Source organism: Pseudomonas lurida, assembly GCF_013522705.1.
Lineage (GTDB): Bacteria > Pseudomonadota > Gammaproteobacteria > Pseudomonadales > Pseudomonadaceae > Aquipseudomonas > Aquipseudomonas quebecensis.
On record NZ_JAAMRE010000015.1, the window covers coordinates 85600 to 108705 of the forward strand.

The 23106-nt window shown below is 59.5% G+C and carries 20 protein-coding genes and 1 pseudogene; 14 read left to right on the forward strand and 7 right to left on the reverse strand.

The window, feature by feature from the left end; genetic code table 11:
- The first annotated feature begins 104 nt into the window (after positions 1–104).
- Together G7025_RS14435 and G7025_RS14440 are read left to right on the forward strand one after the other, a co-directional pair.
- Positions 105–1823: a C13 family peptidase gene (locus G7025_RS14435; protein WP_181079851.1), complete on the forward strand. Its 1719-nt coding sequence runs from the start codon at positions 105–107 to the stop codon at positions 1821–1823.
- Positions 1824–1852: 29 nt separating this feature from the next.
- Entirely contained in the window at positions 1853–2494 is a 642-nt protein-coding gene (locus tag G7025_RS14440; protein WP_181079852.1) for an oxidoreductase, read from the forward strand.
- Positions 2495–2557: 63 nt separating this feature from the next.
- Here the strand turns inward: G7025_RS14440 and G7025_RS14445 are convergent, their stop codons facing one another.
- The 5 genes from G7025_RS14445 to G7025_RS14465 form a co-directional block, all read right to left on the reverse strand.
- Complete coding sequence (locus tag G7025_RS14445) at positions 2558–2842, reverse strand: YceK/YidQ family lipoprotein (RefSeq protein ID WP_181079853.1); 285 nt, start codon at positions 2840–2842, stop codon at positions 2558–2560.
- Entirely contained in the window at positions 2835–3464 is a 630-nt protein-coding gene (gene ubiX / locus G7025_RS14450) for a flavin prenyltransferase UbiX (protein ID WP_181079854.1), read from the reverse strand. The genes G7025_RS14445 and ubiX overlap by 8 nt, the downstream gene beginning before the upstream one ends.
- Positions 3461–4810 carry a UDP-N-acetylmuramate:L-alanyl-gamma-D-glutamyl-meso-diaminopimelate ligase gene (mpl, locus tag G7025_RS14455; RefSeq protein WP_181079855.1) on the reverse strand — a complete coding sequence of 450 codons (1350 nt, stop codon included), beginning with the start codon at positions 4808–4810 and terminating at the stop codon, positions 3461–3463. Before mpl ends, ubiX begins: the two co-directional genes overlap by 4 nt.
- A gap of 110 nt (positions 4811–4920) precedes the next feature.
- Entirely contained in the window at positions 4921–5718 is a 798-nt protein-coding gene (locus tag G7025_RS14460; protein ID WP_181079856.1) for a hypothetical protein, read from the reverse strand.
- 450 nt (positions 5719–6168) lie between these two features.
- Positions 6169–8073 carry a sigma-54-dependent Fis family transcriptional regulator gene (locus G7025_RS14465; RefSeq protein WP_181079857.1) on the reverse strand — a complete coding sequence of 635 codons (1905 nt, stop codon included), beginning with the start codon at positions 8071–8073 and terminating at the stop codon, positions 6169–6171.
- Positions 8074–8345: 272 nt separating this feature from the next.
- On the opposite strand from G7025_RS14465, the gene exaC reads away from it, so the two are divergent.
- The 12 genes and pseudogenes from exaC (at position 8346) to G7025_RS14525 (ending at position 21192) form a co-directional block, all read left to right on the forward strand.
- Positions 8346–9866 carry an acetaldehyde dehydrogenase ExaC gene (gene exaC / locus G7025_RS14470; RefSeq protein WP_181079858.1) on the forward strand — a complete coding sequence of 507 codons (1521 nt, stop codon included), beginning with the start codon at positions 8346–8348 and terminating at the stop codon, positions 9864–9866.
- A gap of 184 nt (positions 9867–10050) precedes the next feature.
- A complete protein-coding gene (eat, locus tag G7025_RS14475) occupies positions 10051–11484 on the forward strand; it encodes an ethanolamine permease (protein ID WP_181079859.1) in 1434 nt (477 codons plus the stop codon).
- Positions 11485–11546: 62 nt separating this feature from the next.
- On the forward strand, positions 11547–12941 hold the full coding sequence (locus G7025_RS14480; RefSeq protein ID WP_181079860.1) for an ethanolamine ammonia-lyase subunit EutB: 1395 nt from the start codon (positions 11547–11549) through the stop codon (positions 12939–12941).
- Positions 12938–13774, forward strand: a complete 837-nt coding sequence (gene eutC, locus G7025_RS14485) for an ethanolamine ammonia-lyase subunit EutC (RefSeq protein WP_181079861.1) — start codon at positions 12938–12940, stop codon at positions 13772–13774. Before G7025_RS14480 ends, eutC begins: the two co-directional genes overlap by 4 nt.
- 88 nt (positions 13775–13862) lie before the next feature.
- Complete coding sequence (locus G7025_RS14490) at positions 13863–14321, forward strand: GNAT family N-acetyltransferase (protein ID WP_181079862.1); 459 nt, start codon at positions 13863–13865, stop codon at positions 14319–14321.
- 409 nt (positions 14322–14730) lie between these two features.
- Positions 14731–15387 carry a DedA family protein gene (locus tag G7025_RS14495; protein WP_181079863.1) on the forward strand — a complete coding sequence of 219 codons (657 nt, stop codon included), beginning with the start codon at positions 14731–14733 and terminating at the stop codon, positions 15385–15387.
- 6 nt (positions 15388–15393) lie between these two features.
- Complete coding sequence (locus G7025_RS14500) at positions 15394–16209, forward strand: M90 family metallopeptidase (protein WP_181079864.1); 816 nt, start codon at positions 15394–15396, stop codon at positions 16207–16209.
- Positions 16210–16318: 109 nt separating this feature from the next.
- Entirely contained in the window at positions 16319–16846 is a 528-nt protein-coding gene (ppa, locus tag G7025_RS14505) for an inorganic diphosphatase (RefSeq protein WP_003176323.1), read from the forward strand.
- 214 nt (positions 16847–17060) lie between these two features.
- Positions 17061–17834 carry a LexA family transcriptional regulator gene (locus G7025_RS14510; protein ID WP_181079865.1) on the forward strand — a complete coding sequence of 258 codons (774 nt, stop codon included), beginning with the start codon at positions 17061–17063 and terminating at the stop codon, positions 17832–17834.
- A 356-nt stretch (positions 17835–18190) separates the two neighbouring features.
- Positions 18191–18331: pseudogene (locus tag G7025_RS26810) on the forward strand (integrase arm-type DNA-binding domain-containing protein); the annotation flags it as partial.
- 845 nt (positions 18332–19176) lie between these two features.
- The gene (locus tag G7025_RS14520) at positions 19177–20265 is read left to right on the forward strand and encodes a type IV toxin-antitoxin system AbiEi family antitoxin (protein WP_181079867.1); all 1089 of its coding nucleotides are present in this window, start codon (positions 19177–19179) and stop codon (positions 20263–20265) included.
- A 3-nt stretch (positions 20266–20268) separates the two neighbouring features.
- Positions 20269–21192, forward strand: a complete 924-nt coding sequence (locus tag G7025_RS14525; protein WP_258197690.1) for a hypothetical protein — start codon at positions 20269–20271, stop codon at positions 21190–21192.
- Positions 21193–21366: 174 nt separating this feature from the next.
- Here the strand turns inward: G7025_RS14525 and G7025_RS14530 are convergent, their stop codons facing one another.
- Both G7025_RS14530 and G7025_RS14535 read right to left on the reverse strand, forming a co-directional pair.
- Complete coding sequence (locus G7025_RS14530) at positions 21367–21603, reverse strand: DUF6124 family protein (RefSeq protein WP_181079868.1); 237 nt, start codon at positions 21601–21603, stop codon at positions 21367–21369.
- Between the two features lie 333 nt (positions 21604–21936).
- Positions 21937–23094: a glutathionylspermidine synthase family protein gene (locus tag G7025_RS14535; protein WP_034115226.1), complete on the reverse strand. Its 1158-nt coding sequence runs from the start codon at positions 23092–23094 to the stop codon at positions 21937–21939.
- Positions 23095–23106 lie beyond the last annotated feature (12 nt).

Below are 23106 nucleotides of genomic sequence, written 5' to 3' on the forward strand. Positions count from 1 at the left end.
ACTTTCCCTGCGGCGAGGCCCCCACACTCGTCGCAGGGTATGTAAATTTATGTATGAAACGCGCAGCTGCGGCATACTCGGCGCTCAATTATCCGGATCCCGCTATGCGCCCACTCGCCCCACTTGCCCTTGCCCTGTTGCTCACCGCTTGCGGAGACGGCGAATCGCTGTTGCCGCCGGACGCACGCCTGCCCGATGGTGGCCGCTACCGGGGCGACGTGGTCAATGGCTTGCTGCAAGGCCAGGGCCGTGTGGATTACCCCAATGGCAGCTGGTACGCCGGCACGTTCGACAAGGGCCAGTGGCATGGCCAGGGCGAATGGCACGGCAGCAATGGCGAAGTCTATAAAGGCGAGTTCCGGCAGGGTCTGTTCGAAGGCCAGGGCAGCCTGACCACCGCCGGCAGCCAGTACGTGGGCGGTTTCAAGAACGGTCGACGGCATGGCGAAGGCACCCTCAAAGAGGGGCAGATGACCTATCGCGGCGAATTCAAGGATGACCAGTATTCCGGCCTCGGGCGCCTTGAGCTGGCCGACGGCAGCCAGTACCAGGGCCAGTTCGCCCATGGCAAGCCCAATGGCGAAGGCCAGCGCAACGACGACAGTGGCAACCAGTTCAGCGGCCACTTCGTCGACGGCCAGCTGGAGGGCAACGGCATCTTCAACAGCGCCGATGGCGACATCTATGTCGGCCAGTTCAAACAGAACCAGCTCAATGGCAAGGGCCGCTACGAAAACGCCGACGGCGATGTGTGGATCGGTCAGTTCAAGGAAGGATCGCTGACCGGTAAGGGCGAATTGATCGGGGTGGACGGCAGCCATTACGTCGGCCAGTTCGCCGACTGGCGCTTCAGCGGCGAAGGCCGTCTGAACCTTACCGACGGCAGCTTCTATGTGGGCGGCTTCGACAGCGACAACTATCAGGGGCAAGGCACCCTCGTGCTCGCCGACGGCAGCGTACAGGCAGGCACCTGGGTCAACGGCATGCGCGTAAGGGACGCCGACGGCCGGCTGTTGCCCGACCCACTGGAAACAGGCGTACTGGCCCAGGGCCGGTTACTCGATGCCGCCCTCGCCGCCGTGCCGACCTCCACGCCGGCCGTGGAGCTGTATAGCCTGGTGCTGGCTGGCGACGGTAAACAAAGCGTATTCCTGCGCGAGGCCGATTACGTCAGCAATCTGCTGGCAAGCCGCTTTGGCGCGCGCGGGCAGATTCGCCTGGTCAACCACCGCGATCACATCACCGACCGCCCCCTGGCCACGCGCGAGAGCCTGCGCCGCGCCGTGCAGACCCTGGCCGAGCGCACCGGGCCGGAAGACCTGGTGTTTATCTACCTGACCAGCCACGGCACCCATGAACACGAATTGGTGCTGGACCAGCCGCGCATGGAATTGGCCGACCTGCCCGCCGATGAACTGGCAATCGTCATGGCCCCTTTGAAAAACCGCGACAAGGTCATCGTGATTTCCGCCTGCTACTCCGGCGGCTTCATTCCGGCCCTCAAAGACGAGCGCACCCTGATCATGACCGCCTCTCGGGCTGATCGGGTGTCCTTTGGCTGTTCTGAAGAAGCCGACTTCACCTACTTCGGCGATGCGCTCTTCGCCCAGGCCTTCAACCAGACCGACGATTTGCAGCAAGCCTTCAAGCTGGCCCAGGTGCACGTGAGCGAACGCGAACAGGCGGACAATTTCGAAGCGTCCGAACCACAGATATGGGCCCCCAAAGGCGTGATCGCTCACTGGCAACTCTTACGCAAGCAGCAGGCACGAAAGGCGCTGGAAAGCGTCTCAATGAATAGCAAGGAAGCCAAAGGCAACTAAGCTGAACCGTGTAACAAGGGGGAAACACCATGTACTTGACGCCTCAGCATATTCTGCTTGCCGGAGCCAGTGGCCTTACCGGCGAACACCTGCTCGATCGCCTGCTCAACGAACCCACCGTCACTCGCGTACTCGCGCCCAGCCGCAAACCATTGGCCGAACACCCGCGCCTCGAAAACCCAGTGGGCGACCCGGCGGTATTTCTGCCGCAGCTCAGCGGGCAGGTGGACATTGCTTTCTGCTGCCTGGGCACCACCATCAAACAAGCAGGCTCCGAAGAAGCGTTCCGCGCGGTGGACCTGGATATGGTGGTGGCCTTCGCCAAACGTGCGCGGGAAATGGGCGCGCGGCACCTGATCGTGATCAGCGCGATCGGCGCCGATCCGAAGTCTTCGATCTTCTACAACCGTGTCAAAGGCGAAATGGAGCAGGCGCTCAAAGCTCAGGACTGGCCGCAACTGACCATCGTGCGCCCATCGTTGCTGCTGGGCGAACGTCTCAAACCACGCCTGGCCGAACAACTGGCCGGCCCGTTGTCGCGCCTGATTCCGGGTAAATACCACGGCATCGAAGTGTGCGAACTGGCCCGCGCCATGTGGCGCCTGGCGCTGGAAGAACAGGACGGGGTGCGAGTGGTAGAGTCGGACGAGCTGCGCAAGCTCGGTAAATGAGCCCAAATGTGGGAGGGGGCGTGCCCCCCGATGGCGGCGTGTCAACCGACCTATAACCCCAGGCTAAAGCCCGCCCGTGGCGTTGAACCCAACCCCCAGCACCGTCAACACTGACAGTGGCAACAGCAAGGTGTCGAGCAATGCACTGGCCGGCAGGTCGACGCCGGGATAGCTCGGTGCTTCGGCGCCAAACCGGTCCTTGGCGCAGCAGCCGCCATTCATTGCGTATAAATCCAACCGCGTGCCGGCGTACACCACCGGCGCGCCCGGTTGCGCGGCGTCCAGCGTGCGAGCGGTGGCGCAGCCGGCCAGGTGCAACGCCATCAGCACCAGCAGCGCCCTATTCATCGCTGCTCAAATGATGCTCGCCCCAACGGGGCAGCATGTCCTGGGGGATATTCAACAGATTGAGAATGCGCGCCACCACGAAGTCCACCAAGTCGTCGATGGTTTGCGGCTGGTGATAAAACCCCGGCGACGCCGGCAGGATCGTCACGCCCATGTTCGACAACTTGAGCATGTGCTCCAGGTGAATGCTCGAATAGGGTGCTTCTCGCGGCACCAGGATCAGTTGGCGGCGCTCTTTCAAGGTCACGTCCGCCGCACGTTCGATCAGGTTGTTGCAGGCCCCGGTAGCAATTGCCGACAAGGTGCCGGTGGAACACGGCACCACCACCATCGCCGCCGGCGCACCGGAGCCGGAGGCCACCGGCGACATCCAGTCTTCCTTGCCGTAGACCTTGATCTGCCCCGCCGCCGCCCCGGTGTACTCGGTCAGGAAGGCTTGCATTAATTGCACCTTGGCGGGCAGTGCCACATCGGTCTCGGTGGCCAATACCAATTGCGCGGCCTTGGAGATCAAAAAGTGCACCTCGCGATCCTCGCGCACCAGGCAATCGAGCAGGCGCAAGCCATAGGGCGCGCCCGACGCGCCGGTCATCGCCAGCGTGACGCGTTCCGGGCCGCTCATTTGAGCGCCTCGGCCAGTTTGCCGTGCAGGCCGCCGAAGCCGCCGTTGCTCATCACCACCACATGGGTGCCCGGCGTCGCCTTTTGTTTGACGAACGCGATGATGCCTTCGATGGAATCGCACACCTGCGAAGGCACCGTGCACTGTGCGGCAATGGCCGGCAGGTCCCAGCCGAGGTTGGCCGGGGCGTACCACACGGCCTGATCGGCATCGTTGACGCTCTCCGGCAAACCGTCGCGGTGCGCGCCGAGCTTCATGGAGTTGGAACGTGGCTCGACAATCGCAATGATCGGCGCCGTACCGACCTGTTTGCGCAGCCCGTCAAGCGTGGTGGCGATAGCGGTTGGGTGGTGGGCAAAATCGTCATAGATCGTAATCCCGTTCACGTCGGCGACTTTTTCCATGCGCCGCTTGACGCTCTTGAACGCGCCCAACGCCGCAATGCCCATCGCCGGCACTACGCCCACATGCCGTGCCGCCGCCAGAGTGACCAGCGCGTTGGCGACGTTATGCTGGCCGGTCATGCCCCACTCGACAATGCCCTGGGACTCGCCCTCGAACAGCACTTCGAAGCGAGAGCCGTCGTCACTGAGCAACTTGACCTGCCACTGCCCGCCGACACCGGTGGTTTGTACCGGGGTCCAGCAGCCCATATCGATCACTCGCTGCAGAGCCGGTTCGGTGGTCGGGTGGATCACCAGGCCCTCGCTTGGGATAGTACGGACCAAATGGTGGAACTGCCGCTCGATGGCCGCCAGGTCGGGGAAGATATCCGCGTGATCGAATTCCAAATTGTTCAAAATCGCCGTGCGCGGACGGTAGTGCACGAACTTGGAACGCTTGTCGAAGAAAGCGCTGTCGTATTCATCCGCCTCGATCACGAAAAACGGGGTCTCGCCCAGACGCGCCGACACCGAGAAGTTCTGTGGCACCCCGCCGATCAGGAAGCCCGGGCTCATGCCCGCATGCTCCAGCACCCAGGCCAGCATGCTGCTGGTGGTGGTCTTGCCGTGGGTGCCCGCAACAGCCAATACCCAGCGACCTTGCAACACATGATCCGCCAGCCACTGCGGGCCGGACACATAAGGTAAGCCTTTATTGAGCACGTACTCGACCGCTGGGTTGCCACGGGACATGGCGTTGCCGATCACGACCAAGTCCGGGACCGGATCGAATTGCGTCGGGTCGTAGCCTTGGGTCAACTCAATGCCCTGAGCTTCCAGTTGCGTACTCATGGGAGGGTAAACATTGGCATCGGAGCCCGTGACGTGGTGGCCCAACTCTTTGGCCAGAACCGCCATCGAGCCCATGAACGTGCCGCAAATACCGAGAATATGAATGTGCATAGTCGACCTCGTAAAACATCGAGGCAGGTTAGCGCAGGGAGGGGGAAATCGCACTCTTTATGCGGCCCAAGGCCAGGCGAAGCAGACCTGCGCCTGGCCTTGGGTATCTTTCACGCGACGGTTGAATTACCGGCTTTATTTTCACTGTCTTTCATGGCCGCCAAATAGCGTAACTTCTCAAAGGTGTCGACCATGCGTTCCAATTTTCTTTCCATAAGGTCCAAGCGCTCCTTGGGTTCCGTGGGAATGGCCTCTCCGGGTTTGTAAGGTTTGAACACCAAGGCATTCTGCCGAGCAGCTTTTTTAAAGTGCTGCTCGGCAACACCGAGCAACTTCTCCATGTTATTCAAACGCGCGCCACGCTCGGATGGCCAGTTTTCATCTTTGGTAAATACACTGCTGGTATCGCCCAAGGCAAACATGACGGTCGAGGCCATCCCCAGCAACTTCATTTCAACTTCATCCAAGCGTTGGCTGAGAGGATCCGGCGATGTCGACACGGTGGACGATTGGGTCGGCGCAACTGCCACGGTAGCCGGCTTGGGCGAGTTGGCGGCGCCTGGCAAAAAGGGCGGCGGCAGCACCCCGGGCGTATACGATGACTTGATCGACTCCCCCGCCGCCGCCGAACCGGCATAGGCGCCAACGTTGATCGGAGCGCTGACCAGCCCGGTGATGCCCGCACTGATAAATGCATCGCGCGCTACCCGGCTGGCATTCGGTCCGGTAGAGATCACCCCGGCCTTGACCAGACTTTCCGCATCGATCAGCCGCTTGGCAGCCTCCGCCACACTGATCGGCGCTTGCTTGCGCAAATTGGCCATGAGTAGCTCATCGTTCGCCTTGATTCTCTCGGCATTAAGGAACGCCTGCCCGGCGCCTTTGAACTTCTCCACCGGCGCAGGCATTACTGGCTTCAACGACACGGAGTGTTTGAGGGGAGATTTAGGCACGGAAGGCGCGTGGACGACCGGCGGGAGCGATGGCGGCGCGGAGTGCCTTCGTCCAAACCCGAAAAAGCTTCTGGCCCCTCGTTTACTGCGCTCGTGCGACGGATCGGCAGGCTCATGATCGGCTCCTGCGGCCGGGTCCGGAGGCGCTGGTTCCGAGGGGGACAGCATTGGAAGTAAAGGAATAAATGGCGCTGCAATCTTCATCATGTTCACCCACGTAGTTTTATTGTAAGGATCGCTTTAGTTGCACTTATTGAGTGAACAACCCCACGGGAACAGTTCCGCGAGTGGTATCCAACTCAACGACTACGACAATTCCGACCTGACAATAAAAAGCCTTTTACTTCCGACTACGTTGAAACATAAAACCTACAACCTCAGTGCTTATATCATTGAACATTAAATTTATAACGCCGTTAAACGGGCAATCCCATGTTTGCGCAACTTTCGGTACAGAGTATTGCGGCTGACGCCAAGCTGTTCTGCGGTTTGGGTCATGTGCCAACGCTGGCGTTCCAATGCCGCCAGCAGGGTTTGGCGCTCGGCATCCGCCAGCGGCAACTCGGCCACCTTGTGCACAGGCGCTTGGCGCACCGGTGCAGGCAGGTCCGCCAGCCCTACGCGCCCGTTGTCGCACAGCGCCACCACTGTGCGCAGCACCGTGCGTAACTGCCGAACGTTGCCAGGCCAGGCGAACGCCAGCAAGGCCTGGCGCGCAGCAGGCTCCAGGCTGATCGTTTGGCGCCCGGCCTCCTCGGCCAGCAGCACGTCCAGCAACTGGGCCTTGTCAGCGCGCTCGCGCAGCGGCGGCAGGCCCACCTCCAGACCGTTGAGGCGGTAATACAAATCTTCGCGAAAGCTGCCGTCCTGTACGCGTTCGAGCAAATGACGGTGGGTGGCGCTGATGATGCGCACATCCACCGCGTGGGGCTCGCCGCCGATGGGCACGACCAGGCGGTCTTCCAGCACCCTCAACAGCCGGGTCTGCAGCGCCAGCGGCATGTCGCCGATTTCGTCCAGAAACAGCGTACCGCCGTCGGCCTGTTGCAATTTGCCTGGCATGCCTTCCTTGCGCGCGCCGGTAAAGCTGCCGCCGCGATAGCCGAACAGTTCGCTTTCGATCAGGCTTTCCGGGATCGCGGCGCAGTTGAGGGCGATGAAGGCTTTATCGGCGCGTTGGCTGGCGTGGTGCACGGCCTTGGCGAACGCTTCTTTGCCGGAACCGGTTTCGCCGTTGATCAACAGTGGCACGTCGCGCTCGAACACCCGCAGCGCTTTTCGAAAAGCCTCCTGCAGCGTCGGGTCGCCCAGGCAGATGCCGGGCGCCGACCGGGGCGCGGGCCTGGGCGCAGGCGCGAGTACGGTCGGCACACTACGCGACTGGCCCCGTAACGCCGCAAACAACTGTCGACCATCGCGCGTGCGCAGTGGCCAACTGTTGGAGGCGGTGGCACTGGCGCGACCGAGCAATTGATCCAGGGAACAGTCGAACAAGGCGTCCACCGGGCGCCCGAGCAAACCATCGCGTACCTGCCCCAACAGGTTCAACGCACTTTGGTTGACCGCACAGACGCGCCCGTCGCCATCGAACGCGAGCAAGCCTTCGCTGAACAGCCCAACGGACTCGGCCTGCAGGTGAAAACGCAGCAGCCAGTGCTGCTCGAAATGCCGCAGGAAATAGCAGCTCTCGATCATTTTTGCCGACAGGTTGACCAACGCCATGGTGTGGAACTGGCTCTGGCGCGACACCGCTTCACGAGCCGATGACACATCCAGCACGGCGAGCAGGTCACCATTGGGGTCGAACACCGGGCTCGCCGAACAGGTCAGCCCGGTGTGCCGGCCGCGAAAGTGTTCGTCACGATGTATGGTCAGCGGCTGGCGCTCCACCAGGCAGGTGCCGATGCCGTTGGTGCCTTCACAGGCCTCGCTCCAGTCCGCGCCGAGCCACAACCCGGCACGCTCGAAAATCTTGCGCTCCGATGGCGCCGTGACACAGTTGAGGATCACCCCGCGCGCGTCGGTGAGCAGCACCGCATGGCCAGCGCCCGAGAGTTGCTGGTGCAGGCTGTTCATTTCGCTGCCGGCAATGTGCAGCACGTGCTGCAGGCGCTCGCGGCTTTCCAGCAGGCGACCGTGCTCAAGCACGGTGGGCGCCATGGTCAATGCGGGGTCGAGGTGATAGTCATGCAGGCAACGCAGCCAGGAGCGAGCGATGGAGGGGTCGCTGGCAGGTCCGTGGGAAAGGTCCTGCCCGCGCGCGACGGTCAATACCTGCTGGGCATGGCGACTGAAATGATCGTTGTGCATGTTCTTATTATTCTCCCGGCGTGAGAGGGACCAGCATCCCCCAGCCACCCAGCCAATGCAATGCCGAGCCGACTGATCGGTCATGGGCTGTACCGTTAGTGGCACAAACTGTCACACAGGCTGTACCAGGCGTGTCACAGCAACGCCCTGCAACAAAGCCCGCCGCCTTGATTTACCTGGTGTGCACAGCGCTGGCCCAACCTTTGCTCTACGCTTTATTACGCGCTTGAGCGCTGCACTCCAATAAACATAAAAGCCAGGAGATACCCACCATGCGTTACGCACACCCCGGTACTGAAGGCGCGATCGTTTCGTTCAAGGCCAAGTACGGCAACTACATTGGTGGCGAATTCGTTGCCCCGGTCGATGGCAACTATTTCACCAACACCTCGCCGGTCAACGGCAAGCCTATCGCCGAATTCCCCCGCTCCACCGCCAAAGACATCGACAAAGCGCTGGACGCCGCCCATGCCGCCGCCGACGCCTGGGGCAAAACCTCAGCCCAGGACCGCTCCCTGGTGCTGCTGAAAATCGCCGATCGCATCGAACAGAACCTCGAACTGCTGGCCATCACCGAAACATGGGACAACGGCAAGGCCGTGCGTGAAACCCTCAACGCCGACATCCCGCTCGCTGCCGACCACTTCCGCTACTTCGCCGGCTGCCTGCGCGCCCAGGAAGGCACCAGCGCCGAGATCAACGAACACACCGCTTCCTACCATTTCCACGAACCGCTGGGCGTGGTCGGCCAGATCATCCCGTGGAACTTCCCGCTGCTGATGGCCGCGTGGAAACTCGCCCCGGCCCTGGCCGCCGGCAACTGCATCGTGCTCAAGCCGGCCGAGCAGACGCCGCTGGGCATCAACGTGCTGATGGAAGTGATCGGCGATCTGCTGCCACCGGGCGTACTGAACGTGGTGCACGGGTTCGGCAAAGAAGCCGGCGAAGCCCTGGCCACCAGCAAGCGCATCGCCAAGATCGCTTTCACCGGCTCTACCCCGGTGGGTTCGCACATCATGCACGCGGCGGCCACCAACATCATTCCGTCCACCGTTGAGCTGGGCGGCAAGTCGCCGAATATCTTCTTCGCCGACATCATGCAAGCCGAGCCGTCATTCATCGAAAAAGCGGCGGAAGGCCTGGTGCTGGCGTTCTTCAACCAGGGCGAAGTGTGCACCTGCCCATCCCGCGCGCTGGTGCAAGAGTCGATCTACGACGACTTCATGAAAGTGGTGATGAAGAAGATCGAGCAGATCAAGCGCGGCGACCCGCTGGACACCGACACCATGGTTGGCGCCCAGGCGTCCGAGCAGCAGTTCGACAAGATCCTGTCCTACCTGGAAATCGCCAAGGGCGAAGGCGCGCAACTGCTCACCGGCGGCAAGGTGGAGCAGCTCAGTGGCGACATGGCCGGCGGCTATTACATCCAGCCGACCCTGCTCAAGGGCACCAACGACATGCGCGTATTCCAGGAAGAAATCTTCGGCCCGGTGGTGAGCCTCACTACCTTCAAGGACGAAGCCGAAGCCCTGGCGATTGCCAACGACACCGAGTTCGGTTTGGGCGCCGGCGTCTGGACCCGCGACATCAACCGCGCCTACCGCATGGGCCGCGCGATCAAGGCGGGTCGTGTGTGGACCAACTGCTACCACCTGTACCCGGCGCATGCCGCGTTCGGCGGTTACAAGAAGTCCGGCGTGGGCCGTGAGACCCACAAGATGATGTTGGATCACTACCAGCAGACCAAGAACCTGCTGGTGAGCTACGACATTAATCCATTGGGCTTCTTCTAACCCGCCTCGATCGTTCCCACGCTCTGCGTGGGAACGCCACCTGGGACGCTCCGCGTCCCGATGTCTGCGCAAGGTTCAAGCCCTGCGCAAGGTGACGCGCAGCGTCATGGGATGCATTCCCACGCAGAGCGTGGGGACGATCGCCCTTGCTGCATAAAACAATAAGAATGAAAGGTACTTCCCCATGCCTAGCGAACCGACTGGATCCTCCGTCGACTTCGAAAAAGTCGACTCCCAATACTTCCAACAACGCGAACTGAAAAAAGGCGCCGCCGGCTGGGTGCTGCTGGTCGGCCTCGGTGTTGCCTACGTGATCTCCGGCGACTACGCCGGCTGGAATTTCGGCCTGGCCCAGGGTGGCTGGGGCGGCATGTTCCTCGCCACATTGCTGATGGCCACCATGTACTTGTGCATGTGCTTTTCCCTGGCCGAGCTGTCCTCAATGATTCCCACCGCCGGCGGTGGCTACGGCTTTGCCCGCAGCGCCTTCGGGCCTTGGGGCGGGTTTCTCACCGGCACGGCCATCCTGATCGAATATGCCATCGCCCCCGCCGCCATTGCGGTGTTTATCGGCGCCTACTGTGAGTCGCTGTTTGGCATTGGCGGCTGGATGATTTATCTGGCGTTCTACATCATCTTTATCGGCATCCACATCTTTGGCGTCGGTGAAGCCTTGAAGCTGATGTTTGTGATCACCGCCATCGCCGCGATTGCACTGGGCGTGTTCCTGGTGTCGATGGTGCCGCACTTCAATGTCGCCAATTTGCTGGACATCCCGGTGACCGAGGCCAAGGGCGCCAGCACCTTCCTGCCCTTCGGCTACGTTGGCGTGTGGGCTGCGATCCCCTATGCGATCTGGTTTTTCCTCGCGGTTGAAGGTGTGCCACTGGCCGCCGAAGAAACCAAGAACCCCAAGCGCGACCTGCCTCGCGGCCTGATTGGCGCCATTGTGGTGCTCACCAGTTTTGCCCTGTTGATTCTGGTGATCGCACCGGGCGGTGCGGGGACCTATGCGCTGATCAAATCCGGCAACCCACTGGTTGAAGCGCTGGCGTTGTCCTACGGCGGCTCGACCTGGATGGGCGGCTTCGTCAACCTGGTGGGCCTGGCCGGTTTAATCGCCAGCTTTTTCTCGATTATCTATGCCTATTCGCGGCAGATCTTTGCCTTGTCCCGCGCCGGCTACCTGCCGCGCAAGTTGTCGGAGACCAACAAAAGCAAGGCTCCGGTCTTGGCACTGGTGATCCCCGGCGTTATCGGCTTCGGCCTGTCGCTGACCGGCCAGGGCGACCTGCTGATCCTGGTGGCCGTGTTCGGCGCGACGATTTCCTACGTGCTGATGATGGCCGCGCATATCACCCTGCGCATCCGTCGCCCCAAAATGGAACGCCCTTACCGCACGCCCGGTGGCATCTTCACCTCCGGGGTCGCTCTGGTACTGGCCTGCGTGGCCGTGGTGGCGGGCTTTCTGGTGGACCCACGGGTGGTGATTGGCGCGGCGATCATCTATGGAGTATTAATTGCTTACTTTGCTTTCTACAGCCGGCATCACTTGGTAGCAGGCACGCCCGAAGAGGAATTCGCGGCGATCCAGGCCGCAGAGGCCGCCTTGCACTGAGCCGTAAACCTCGACGCGGGCGCTGTTACCTCATCTGGCCCGCGTCGCCAAGGAGACACTGTATGGCAAGCTTTTCCCACGCGGGGGGTACACAAACCTACCGCTTCGACAGCCTTAAAGACGTGATGGCCAAGGCCAGCCCCGCGCGCTCCGGAGATTTCCTCGCCGGCGTGGCGGCGCAGAACGATGGCGAGCGGGTGGCGGCGCAAATGGCGCTGGCGAATATCCCGTTGAAGCATTTTCTCGAAGAGGCATTGATCCCTTACGAAAGCGATGAAGTCACCCGACTGATCATCGATACCCACGATAAACAGGCGTTTACCCCGGTCAGCCACCTGACCGTCGGCGGACTGCGCGACTGGCTGCTCAGCGATGCGGCCGATGAACAATCCCTACGCGCCCTGGCGCCGGGGCTGACACCGGAAATGGCAGCGGCCGTCTCCAAGATCATGCGCGTGCAGGACCTGGTGCTGGTGGCGCAGAAGATCCGCGTGGTTACCCAATTTCGCGGCACCATGGGCCTGCGCGGGCGCCTGTCGACGCGCCTGCAACCCAACCATCCCACGGACGAACCGGCCGGCATCGCCGCGAGCATCCTCGACGGCCTGCTGTATGGCAACGGCGACGCCATGATCGGTATTAACCCGGCCACCGACAGCATCGCCTCGATCTGCGCGATGCTGGAAATGCTCGACGCGATCATCCAGCGCTATGAGATCCCGACCCAGGCCTGCGTGCTGACCCACGTCACCACCTCCATTGAAGCGATCAACCGCGGTGTACCGCTGGACCTGGTGTTTCAATCGATTGCCGGCACCGAAGCAGCCAACGCCAGTTTCGGCATCAGCTTGAGTGTGCTGCAGGAAGGGTACGAGGCGGGCTTGAGCCTCAAGCGCGGCACCCTGGGGCAAAACCTGATGTATTTCGAAACCGGCCAGGGCAGCGCCTTGTCGGCCAACGCGCACTTTGGTGTCGACCAACAGACGTGCGAGACCCGCGCCTACGCAGTAGCGCGGCATTTCAAGCCGTTTCTGGTCAACACGGTGGTGGGCTTTATCGGCCCCGAGTACCTGTACAACGGTAAACAGATCATCCGCGCCGGCCTGGAGGACCACTTCTGCGGCAAGCTGCTGGGCGTACCGATGGGCTGCGACATCTGTTACACCAACCACGCCGAGGCCGATCAGGATGATATGGATACCCTGTTGACCCTGCTGGGCGTGGCCGGGATCAACTTCATCATGGGCATCCCCGGTTCCGACGACATCATGCTCAACTACCAGACCACCTCCTTCCACGACGCGCTATACGCCCGGCAGACACTGGGTTTAAAACCGGCACCGGAATTTGAACAGTGGCTGGCGAAAATGGGCATCTTCACGCAGGCCGACGGCAAGGTGCGCTTCGGCAACAGCCTGCCACCAGCGTTTCGCCACGCCTTGGCGCAATTGGGATGAAGGAGCTTACCGTGCAACCAGACCTGCCCGACAACCCCTGGCTGCAACTGCGCAGCCTCACCCCGGCGCGCATTGCCCTGGGCCGCACCGGCACCAGCCTTCCCACCAGCGCGCAACTGGATTTCCAGTTTGCCCACGCCCAGGCGCGCGACGCGGTGCACCTGCCGTTCGACCATGCCGGCCTGAGCCGGCAACTCGCCGAGCGCGGGCGGGACAGCCTGTTGCTGCACAGCGCCGCCATCGATCGCCACAGTTACCTGCAACGCCCGGACCTGGGCCGACGCTTGAGTGACGACTCGGCCCAGACCCTGCGCGAGCATGCCCAGGCCAACCCTGGCGGCGTGGACCTGGCCGTGGTGGTGGCCGATGGTTTATCGGCGCTGGCGGTGCATAAACATACGGTGCCGTTTCTGACCCGCCTGGAGGAACAGACCCACGCCGAGGGCTGGTCGTTATCGCTGGTGATTCTGGTGGAACAGGGCCGTGTGGCCGTGGCTGACGAAATCGGGCAATTGCTCGGCGCCAAAATGGTGGTGATCCTGATCGGTGAGCGACCGGGGCTCAGCTCGCCGGACAGCCTGGGGCTGTATTTCACCTACAACCCCAAGGTCGGCCTCACCGATGCCTACCGCAACTGCATCTCCAATGTACGCCTGGAAGGGTTGAGTTACGGCATGGCGGCGCATCGCCTGCTTTACTTGATGCGGGAGGCGTGCCGTCGGCAGTTATCGGGGGTCAACTTGAAGGACGAGGCGCAGGTTCAGACCATCGAGTCGGACGACCCGGACCTGATGAAAGGAAATTTCCTGCTCAGCTCACCAGATGACCGATAGCCGCGCGATTGCGCTTTTTTGCGGCATTAGGCAGCATCGGGTCACGGCCGCTTGTGTGGTCATACCCCCTAGGAAGTCGAGGCCTGGCATGCGGATTATTCAAGCGACCCTGGAACACCTGGACCTGTTGACCCCATTGTTCGTCAAATACCGCGAGTTCTATGGGGCGCTGCCCTTTCCGGATTCAACCCGGGCTTTTCTGGAAAAGCGCCTGCGCCGCAAGGAATCGGTGGTCTATCTGGCTTTGGCCGATGACGACGACAAAAAGTTACTTGGCTTCTGCCAGCTGTACCCCAGTTTTTCTTCGCTGTCGCTCAAGCGCGTGTGGATCCTCAATGACATCTATGTAGCCGAAGATGCGCGGCGCCAATTGGTGGCGGATAACCTGATGCGCACGGCGAAAAAGATGGCCAAGGAAACCCATGCGGTGCGGCTGCGGGTTTCCACCAGCAGTGATAACCAGGTGGCGCAGAAAACCTACGAGTCGATCGGCTTTCGCGAGGACACCGAATTCAAGAACTACACACTGCCGATCAGCGAAGACTGACGCCCGGACAGGCACACCGCTATCGAGGGCAAGCCCTCTCCCACATTGGCCTTATTGGCATAGTGGCTAGGCAGTGGGGGGCCGGTGGTGCCGTGTGAATGCACGGGATCGCTCTGAGTCAGTTGCCTCAACACTACTCCAATATGGGAGGGGCTTGCCCCCGATAATGGTTGCTCAGCCAGCCCATCTATAACTGACCCACCACTTTGGCAATCACGCTGGATTTGTGGCGATCAGCGCATCGGGCTCCACGACATCCCCCGCTACAAAAGCAACACGCTTTTCACCGATCAATCCGTATAATGCGCACCTTTCAGGGTTGTAAGAATCACGGCATACGCTTGTAGCCTTACTTACCCGAGCTTCCGCACAGGCCTGCCGAGTCGGGCCGTTCACACAGGTGCCATCCATGGATTTCAACCCGCTTGACCTTATCCTGCATCTCGATGTTTACCTCGACATGCTGGTCACCAATTACGGTCCATGGATCTACGCCATTCTGTTCCTGGTGATTTTTTGCGAGACCGGCCTGGTGGTCATGCCCTTCCTGCCGGGGGATTCCCTGCTGTTTATCGCCGGTGCCGTCGCGGCAGGCGGCGGCATGGACCCGGTGTTGCTGGCCGGTTTATTAATGCTGGCGGCGATCCTGGGTGACAGCACCAACTACGTGATTGGGCGAACCGTCGGCGAGCGCTTGTTCAGTAACCCGAACTCGAAAATCTTCCGCCGCGATTACCTGCAGAAAACCCACGATTTCTACGACAAACACGGCGGTAAAACCGTGACCCTGGCGCGCTTCCTGCCGATCCTGCGCACATTTGCGCCGTTCGTCGCCGGCATCGCCAAAATGCCGTACGCACGCTTTTTCGGCTTCAGTGTGCTGGGCACCGTGCTGTGGGTCGGTGGCCTGGTGACCCTCGGTTATTTCTTCGGCAACGTGCCGTTTATCAAGAAGAACCTGTCGCTGCTGGTGGTGTTTATCATCCTGCTGTCCCTGGTACCGATGATCATCAGCGTGTTCCGCAGCCGCTTCGGCCGCAGTTCCTCCGAAGCCAACCAGCAGTAATCGGCGATGTGGTCTCTCAGCGGCTGGCGTCGCCGGCGCCTGCTGGCCAAGCACCCGATTGCCGATGACACCTGGCAGCGGGTGCGGCACCACCTGACCTTCCTCGATGGCATCAGCGCCGAGCAGGACCAGTGGCTGCGCGAAGCCTGCGTGGTGTTCCTCGCTGAAAAACACCTCACCGCCCTGCCTGGCGTCGAGCTGCATCAGGAACAACGCCTGCTGCTCGCCGCCCAGGCGCAACTGCCGCTGATGAACCTGGGCGACCTGGACTGGTATCAGGGCTTTCACGAAATCGTGCTGTACCCCGACGACTTCCTCAGCCCGCAACGCCATCGCGATGCCAGCGGCGTCGAGCACGAGTGGGACGGCGAACACAGCGGCGAGGCCTGGCAGCAAGGCCCGGTGATCCTCGCCTGGCCCGGTGTGCTGGCGAGCGGCCAATGGGAAGGCTACAACCTGGTGATCCACGAACTGGCGCATAAGCTCGACATGCTCAACGGCGACGCCAACGGTCTTCCGCCGCTGCACAGCGATATGCGCGTGCAGGAGTGGGCCAGCGTGATGCAAAGCGCGTTTGATGACCTTAACCGCCAACTCGATGCCGACCCCGACGCCGAGACTGCCATCGACCCCTACGCCGCCGAAAACCCGGCGGAATTCTTCGCGGTCACCAGCGAATATTTCTTCAGTGCCCCGGATTTGCTCGCCACCAGTTATCCACAGGTGTACGCCCAACTCAGCTGCTTCTATCGCCAGGATCCATTGGCCCGCCTGAGCCAACTGCAGGCCCACGACCCACGTTATCAGCCATCGGGCGAATAACCGTACGACGTCTGGCGCATGGCATCGGCGTCAGAATGTGCCTATAATCGCGGCCACTTTTAGGCCAATCCGGCCAAGTTTCTTGGCCAACTAACGGGGGCAACGCCCAATGAGCTACAGCAAGATTCCGGCTGGCAAAGACCTGCCGAACGACATCTACGTCGCCATCGAGATTCCGGCCAACCACGCGCCGATCAAATACGAAATCGACAAAGACAGCGACTGCCTGTTCGTTGACCGTTTCATGGCCACCCCGATGTTCTACCCGGCCAACTACGGTTTTATCCCGAACACCCTGGCCGACGATGGCGACCCCCTCGACGTGCTGGTCGTGACCCCTTACCCGGTTACCCCAGGCTCGGTCATCCGCGCGCGCCCAGTCGGCATCCTGAACATGACCGACGACGGCGGCGGCGATGCCAAAGTGATCGCAGTGCCACACGACAAGCTGTCCCAGCTGTACGTGGACGTGAAGGAATACACCGACCTGCCGCCATTGCTGCTGGAGCAGATCAAGCACTTCTTCGAGAACTACAAAGACCTCGAAAAAGGCAAATGGGTGAAGATCGACGGTTGGGGCAACGCAGACGCCGCCCGCGCCGAGATCATGAAGTCGGTCGCGGCCTACAAAGGCTGATACCCGCTACTCATTGCCCCGGCAATTGAAAAAGCCCCGTTCATTCGGGGCTTTTTTTTTGGAAAAAATTAAACAGCGAGTTCAACTAACATCAACTAACGTTTAAACAGACAAGAAAGTTGAAAAAACCGGCTACAACTAAGCCAAAACCTACACGCGCAAATCAACGCATGGTTTATTTGATGGTTTTTATCCGCCAGTAAACTCTGCGTTTATGAATACATCAGGTGATCGTTTAAAAGCACTACTGCGGGAAGTTCATCTTTCCGCTTCCGACTTCGCCAAGAACCGCGGCGTCACGCCTCAACACGTGAACAACTGGTTCAAGCGCGGCGTGCCCATGGGCCGACTCAACGAGTTCGCAGAACTGCTCTGCGTCTCCAGCCGTTGGCTGCGCACCGGCGAAGGCCCCAAACACCCACCGGCCAATTTCCTGCTGGAAGCACCCAGTGCACGCAAAGGACTGCCCACCCGCGAAGACAGCGGCAAATACCTCACAGGCCCCGCCTGCAGCCCGGAAAAAATCGACGTGGAGATTCCCCTCCACACCTCCTTCACCTCAACCGAGCGCATCCGCATCTCCCTGCACGCCCTCGAAACCCTCAACGTCAACCCCGACCGCGCACTGGGCGCCTACATGGTCGACAACAGCATGATCGACATCATCCAACAAGGCGCCACCCTCGCCATCGACCGAGGCCGCAGCCAAATCATCGACGGCGAAATCTACGCCGTCGAACACGACGGGATGCTACGCATCAAATACCTCTACAACCGACCTGGGGGCGGATTGCGCATGCGCAGCCACAACGCCGGCGAACACCCGGACGAATACCTCACCTACGAGGAACGCTTCGAACAGAACTTCCAGATCGTGGGTTGGGTATTCTGGTGGTCCACCCTCAACAACCGCCGCCCGCCCGTGCCGCTGGATGAGCATCTTTTGGGCTGGGAAGGCTCTAAATCGGAACCCGAGGTGGGCAACTGAGATGAATGCGGGTATCATGCGCCGCACATTTGGCAGGGGGTGGCTTTGCGCTATCCACCCTGCTCGGCGATGCGGAGGAGTTCCCGCGGATGCCCCTACTATTCAGCCCGACACAATGTGGGCTGAGCGATTTGAAGGCTGGTGAGGTTTGTCAAAAACAAGCCGAGGCAGTCAGCGAGAAGCCGGCCACAAGCCGGCTTTTTAATGTCTTTTTGATAGCCACCCTCATCTACTGAAATGTGCTAGAGCCCTGCTAGATCAAGGGTTTCAGCCTATTTTTATTCCTGTGACTTCCGTTTTGAACCACTCTCTTCCACGGCAAAGTGGGGGAACCGGCGGGGGAACTGAGTAGAAAAATGGGCAAGCTGACCGCGAAACAAGTCGAAAATTTGACCGAACCACGAACCTATGAAGACGGCGATGGATTACGCATGGTCATCAAGGACTCAGGTCGAAAATTTTGGTTGCTGCGCTTCCAGCTACACCGCAAACGGCGAGTGCCTACCTGAAAAAGCTCGGCACAGGCTTTGTGCAATAGACCATCCGCAGCAAGTTGCTGCACCGTCCCCTTGCGCTGATAGTTTGGGTTGATCTGGATAAGAGGCTCAGGCCAATAACGACCACTGGCATACTGACGCTCGACTTCTTCTCGGATGTCGGCAGCTTGAATCCGGGAGAAGCTGCGGGAAAAGCTGCTGTATTCATTTATCAATTGATCGCGGAAATTGAATACGTTATCCATGCGTTGTTTCTTCTTCCACTTCGATTTGATAACCAGCAGTCATGAATGCGTTGCTCTCGCCTTCGGGCGTCTGCGGACGCTTCAATACAATGTGCGCAAGGAAGTTCACTTACCCGCAGACGGGTTTCCCCAGATCCCCAGCGTTGTGCAATGAAAAATTGCGACCGACAACCCGCTCATCCTGCCGAGCAAACAATACGCTCGCGGCATAAGACAAGCGATAGCGTTCAGACATCATCACGAGCCTCGTGCGCAGCTGTCACTGGCACCACCGGCCTTAATCCAGGCATCCACCTCTGTTTTCTAGAACTTCCAAAGCCGGCCGACCTTGTGGGACGGCATGTACTGGGCGCTGAGGCATACCCTCCAGACGGAATTCCCTAATAACTGGCCCCGCTTACGAGTTTCCCCTGACCAAAAAAACACAGCTAAACAAGCGGCAAAAACCATAAGAAGCCTTTCTTTATGGCATATTAGCTGTACAGCTAAACTAGCTAATATACATAAATAAAAATTCATTGCCCTTGCTTATCTGTACAGCTAATCTATAAAAAACATAAATAAACGTCTATTTTGCTACATTATCTGGACGATCAAGCTATGCGGTACGAGATTTCTGAGCACCACCAGCTCCCACTTATCGAGTCATTCGTTGAGTCATTTCAACGCGCGACGGGCGCCAAGGTTCTGGACCGAAAATATGAGGTTCCTTGCCATGATGGCAACGTTGATCTCCTGCTCAAGATCGCAACACCTTCTGGAACATGGGAGATGCCGATAGAACTCAAGCGAGTGGTATACCCTCGCGACGTTCGCCAAGCAGTATGGGTTCTAGATGGATACCGCAGCACCCCAACAGACAATGCCATCGTCCCAATGCTCCTAGCAGAACAGTTGAGTTATGGTGCCCGTGAAGAGCTAATCCGCCGAGGGATAGGCTTCTACGATGCCAGTGGCTCGCTATACCTGCATCATGATAAATGGCTAGTCAACATTGATCGCAAACCTAAGACCTCTCCAAAGCAACGTACCATTTCCCTTTTTACCGGCTCTCGCGAGATGGTGATCCACGCATTGCTGCAGAGCAAAGGCGACTGGCTCACAGGATTAGCTCTTTCAGAATTGTCCAAAACCTCATCGTTCACTGTTTCAACGGTCCTGCAAGAGCTTGAGCGACTGGAGTGGGTCGAATCCGAAGGCAAGGGGCGCCAACTGCGCAGAAGGCTCTCCAAACCGGGTGATCTACTAGACGCTTGGGTTGAGGCTTGGCAAAAGCGGAAAGAAAACAAAACTAAATGGTACTTTTTCTGCCCCAAACCCGGCCAACTTTTGAACCAGATCAGCTACAGAGCTGAGGCGGCCGGTTATGACATCGAATGGGCCATCACCGGAGCAATTGCTGCAAACGCTATCTCTCCCTTACTTACCCAGACAAATACCGCAGAGCTACAGGTCACGCCCGGGCGCATTGAAGAGATGGCCCACATAATTGGACTGAAGCCTGCTGAGAAAGGGACCAACGTAGTGCTGATCGAACGCTCAGGCTCAAGCATGCTTTTCCGACAGCGCCTAGAGGGGTACGAGGGCTGGTTTGCCAGTCCATTCGTTCAATATCTGGACTTGCTGGATGGTCGAGGCCGAAATGCTGAGCTGGCAGCTCAGTTCCGACAGGACATTTTGAAGGTCTAAACCATGGCATTAGAACCAAAACCCAAGACTGCAGCTGGCTACTCCCCTAATAAGACCGATGCCTGCGAACAAGTTCTTGTGACGCTTCTGGGAGCGTTTGGCCCCCTTAAATCGACGCTTCGCCTCGTAGGCGGATTGGTGCCCAGGTACCTCACGCCAGAGTCGCCTGAAGTTCCTGCACATTTCGGCACTTCGGATGTGGACATGGTGTTGAACCTTCAGTTGATGGCTGATGGTGAGGGTTACGCCTCCCTCGGCCAACAGTTGAAGGAGCGCGGATTTGAGCGCTATGTTAACCCGCTGAATGGCTGGTCCTCTGGTTGGCGTTGGATGCGACGCTTATCGGAGCACGAGTACGTCCTTGTAGAGTTTTTACAGGGCGCCACGGCTGAGTCGCCTCCAGGCAAAGCAAGAAACATCGACGGTGAAGATGTCGCTGCGTTGCCGATCGAGCATGCTGAAATCGTACATGAATGGTATGAGGAGAGGCTGGTCACCGCCAGCCTACTGGATGGCGGCGGAATCTCGCGCGAAACGGTCCGGTACGCAGATATCACAGCTTTCATCATTCTCAAAGCCCTTGCCTTCGACAGTCGTACTGAACCCAAGGATGCGGGGGATCTAATTCATGTGATGCAGTACTTCGGCCCTCCTGAGGCTGTAGCAGCACAATTCATCGACAGAGCGTCGACAGGCCTACACCAACCGGCGGTAGACGCCGCTCTCAAAGCATTAGAGCTCCGGTTCTGTGATTGCGACGATGCAGAGGGTTTTGAACTCACTGGGCCGGTTTCCTACGCACAGTTCCTATATGGTAAGAACGAGGAAGACGCAGAGGAAAGAATGCTAGCCCAGCGATACGCATCTGGCCTGGTCATGACGGTTGTTGATCTGATCCGTCGAGGGTTAACGAGCGGATCTAACTAAACTCCGAAATAAACTTTAGAAATCGGAAGCGTGAGGTGACTTGGCGCCCTGATGTTAACTAGGGTTGGTACGAAAAGTCGCCGAGCGAAGTACCCCGACTCAATTGTCCAACAACTGTTGGACAATTGAGTAATCAAAAGCGGGCTGCTATACCCTGCCCTTCTCTCTGTGGCCTTATGCGGGCCGCATACACTCCACAGCACGATCCGCCACCATTTTCGCCATCTCCACCAGATGCATCACCGCCCTCTGCGGCGCAGCCAACGGCTCCCCAAGCACCTGCGAAGTCGCCACCGCACACTGCAGCAACTCAGCCACGCGCACCCAGGCATCCTCAAAGCTCAGCTCTTCATTGACAGTAAAAGGGTTGGTCGCAGGCGATGAGAGCGAATCCGAAACAACGTTATCCATAGCAAACCTCCAATCGATAATTTGGAGCTGCCACTTCTCGCGACTAAACAAAAGGCGGCAGCTGTACGCAGGTTAGTCGACCGGTCGATTGGAAACCCGGCGCACCCGGAGGTGCCCTGCGCACAGCCACCATAAGATGCAGGCGAAGGGGGGCCTGACTCATGAGTTGCTTATGCGCCAATCGAATCCGGGCGACTAAACCCGATCACTGAATAGGCAGTGACGATCCGCAGCCTAGCCACGCATTCCCGCTGGCGCAATGCGGTTGGGATTCTCTCGGAAACGTCCTGCAAATGAAAGGGATCAGCCCTGCTGGCCCTTTAAGCGCCAGCCTCAATCCAATATCAAATGCGGCAAAAACCGGCTCGAATCCTTGGTAATCAAACTATTATCCTCCCGCACCCCAATCCCCGCCGCCTGGTCCCCGATCACCCAGGACCCAATCAACGTATAGCTGTCCCCAAACCGCGGCAACGGCGCAAATTCCTGCAGGATAAACGGCGCATCCGTGTAGGGCCCGTCCTCCTTCACAACCAGCCCATCAGCCGTTTGCAGCTCAATGTTGGCGCCTTCCCGCGAGAAAAACGGCTTGCGCACCCACCCCTTCGGCACCGCTTTACCCGGTTCGGTATCCAGATGGGCGGCGAGCAGATTCGGGTGGCCTTTGTTGAATTCCCACAACAGCGGCAGGATGCCTTTATTGGAAATGATGGATTTCCACGCAGGCTCGAAAAACTGGGTATCACTCTCGGCAATCGCGGCGCCGAAGGGTTCGTGGAAGATGAATTCCCAGGCGTGCAGTTTGAACAGATGGGGAATCCAACGGTCCTGGAGGTCGACGAAGCGGCCTTCGGGGGTCAAGCCGATATCTTCGATGTCGATGTGGCGTGATTCGATGCCGACTTTTTCCGCGACCAGGCGCAGGTAGTCGGTGGTGCCTTTGTCTTCGACCGAGTCTTTCATCGAGGCGAAGTAGAACGGCTGGTTGACCTGCAACTGCGCGAAAGCCTGGTGCAGTTTGGTGTCGATGCTGTTGAACTGGTCGGCATGCTTGGGCAGCAGGCCGCGCTCGATGCATTGCTCCAGCCAGCCCCACTGAAACGCCGCAGCCTCGTAAAGGCTGGTCGGTGTGTCGTAGTTGAGCTCCAGCAGCTTGGCGGGGCCGGTGCCGTTGTAGGAGAAATCCATGCGCCCATACAGGTGCGGATGACCTTCCAGCCACGACGTTCTGATCATGTCGAAGAAAGGCGCGGGGATGCTCAGGCGTTCGAGCAGTTCTTCGCTCTGGACGACGCGTGCCACGAGGTCCATGCACATGTCATGGATCTCGGTGGTCGGGTCTTCCAGGTCTTGCTCGATTTGCTTGAGCGTGAACTGGTAGTACGCGCTCTCGTCCCAATAGGGTTCGTTGTCGATGGTGTGGAACAGAAAGCCGAGGCTGTCGGCCGTCTGTTTCCAGTCATGACGCTCTGCGCAATGGATCTTCTTCATGCCCGGGTTTTC

Excerpts from the sequence above, each read along its gene's own strand:
- eutC (WP_181079861.1), top strand. The coding sequence starts at position 12,938 with ATGAAGGAGCTTACCGTGCAACCAGACCTGCCCGACAACCCCTGGCTG.
- G7025_RS14435 (WP_181079851.1), top strand. The coding sequence starts at position 105 with ATGCGCCCACTCGCCCCACTTGCCCTTGCCCTGTTGCTCACCGCTTGC.
- mpl (WP_181079855.1), bottom strand. The coding sequence starts at position 4,810 with ATGCACATTCATATTCTCGGTATTTGCGGCACGTTCATGGGCTCGATG.
- G7025_RS14440 (WP_181079852.1), top strand. The coding sequence starts at position 1,853 with ATGTACTTGACGCCTCAGCATATTCTGCTTGCCGGAGCCAGTGGCCTT.
- G7025_RS14465 (WP_181079857.1), bottom strand. The coding sequence starts at position 8,073 with ATGCACAACGATCATTTCAGTCGCCATGCCCAGCAGGTATTGACCGTC.
- G7025_RS14500 (WP_181079864.1), top strand. The coding sequence starts at position 15,394 with ATGTGGTCTCTCAGCGGCTGGCGTCGCCGGCGCCTGCTGGCCAAGCAC.
- G7025_RS14480 (WP_181079860.1), top strand. The coding sequence starts at position 11,547 with ATGGCAAGCTTTTCCCACGCGGGGGGTACACAAACCTACCGCTTCGAC.
- G7025_RS14525 (WP_258197690.1), top strand. The coding sequence starts at position 20,269 with ATGGCATTAGAACCAAAACCCAAGACTGCAGCTGGCTACTCCCCTAAT.
- exaC (WP_181079858.1), top strand. The coding sequence starts at position 8,346 with ATGCGTTACGCACACCCCGGTACTGAAGGCGCGATCGTTTCGTTCAAG.
- G7025_RS14530 (WP_181079868.1), bottom strand. The coding sequence starts at position 21,603 with ATGGATAACGTTGTTTCGGATTCGCTCTCATCGCCTGCGACCAACCCT.
- G7025_RS14445 (WP_181079853.1), bottom strand. The coding sequence starts at position 2,842 with ATGAATAGGGCGCTGCTGGTGCTGATGGCGTTGCACCTGGCCGGCTGC.
- ubiX (WP_181079854.1), bottom strand. The coding sequence starts at position 3,464 with ATGAGCGGCCCGGAACGCGTCACGCTGGCGATGACCGGCGCGTCGGGC.
- G7025_RS14535 (WP_034115226.1), bottom strand. The coding sequence starts at position 23,094 with ATGAAGAAGATCCATTGCGCAGAGCGTCATGACTGGAAACAGACGGCC.
- G7025_RS14520 (WP_181079867.1), top strand. The coding sequence starts at position 19,177 with ATGCGGTACGAGATTTCTGAGCACCACCAGCTCCCACTTATCGAGTCA.
- G7025_RS14490 (WP_181079862.1), top strand. The coding sequence starts at position 13,863 with ATGCGGATTATTCAAGCGACCCTGGAACACCTGGACCTGTTGACCCCA.
- G7025_RS14460 (WP_181079856.1), bottom strand. The coding sequence starts at position 5,718 with ATGCCTGCGCCGGTGGAGAAGTTCAAAGGCGCCGGGCAGGCGTTCCTT.
- ppa (WP_003176323.1), top strand. The coding sequence starts at position 16,319 with ATGAGCTACAGCAAGATTCCGGCTGGCAAAGACCTGCCGAACGACATC.
- eat (WP_181079859.1), top strand. The coding sequence starts at position 10,051 with ATGCCTAGCGAACCGACTGGATCCTCCGTCGACTTCGAAAAAGTCGAC.
- G7025_RS14510 (WP_181079865.1), top strand. The coding sequence starts at position 17,061 with ATGAATACATCAGGTGATCGTTTAAAAGCACTACTGCGGGAAGTTCAT.
- G7025_RS14495 (WP_181079863.1), top strand. The coding sequence starts at position 14,731 with ATGGATTTCAACCCGCTTGACCTTATCCTGCATCTCGATGTTTACCTC.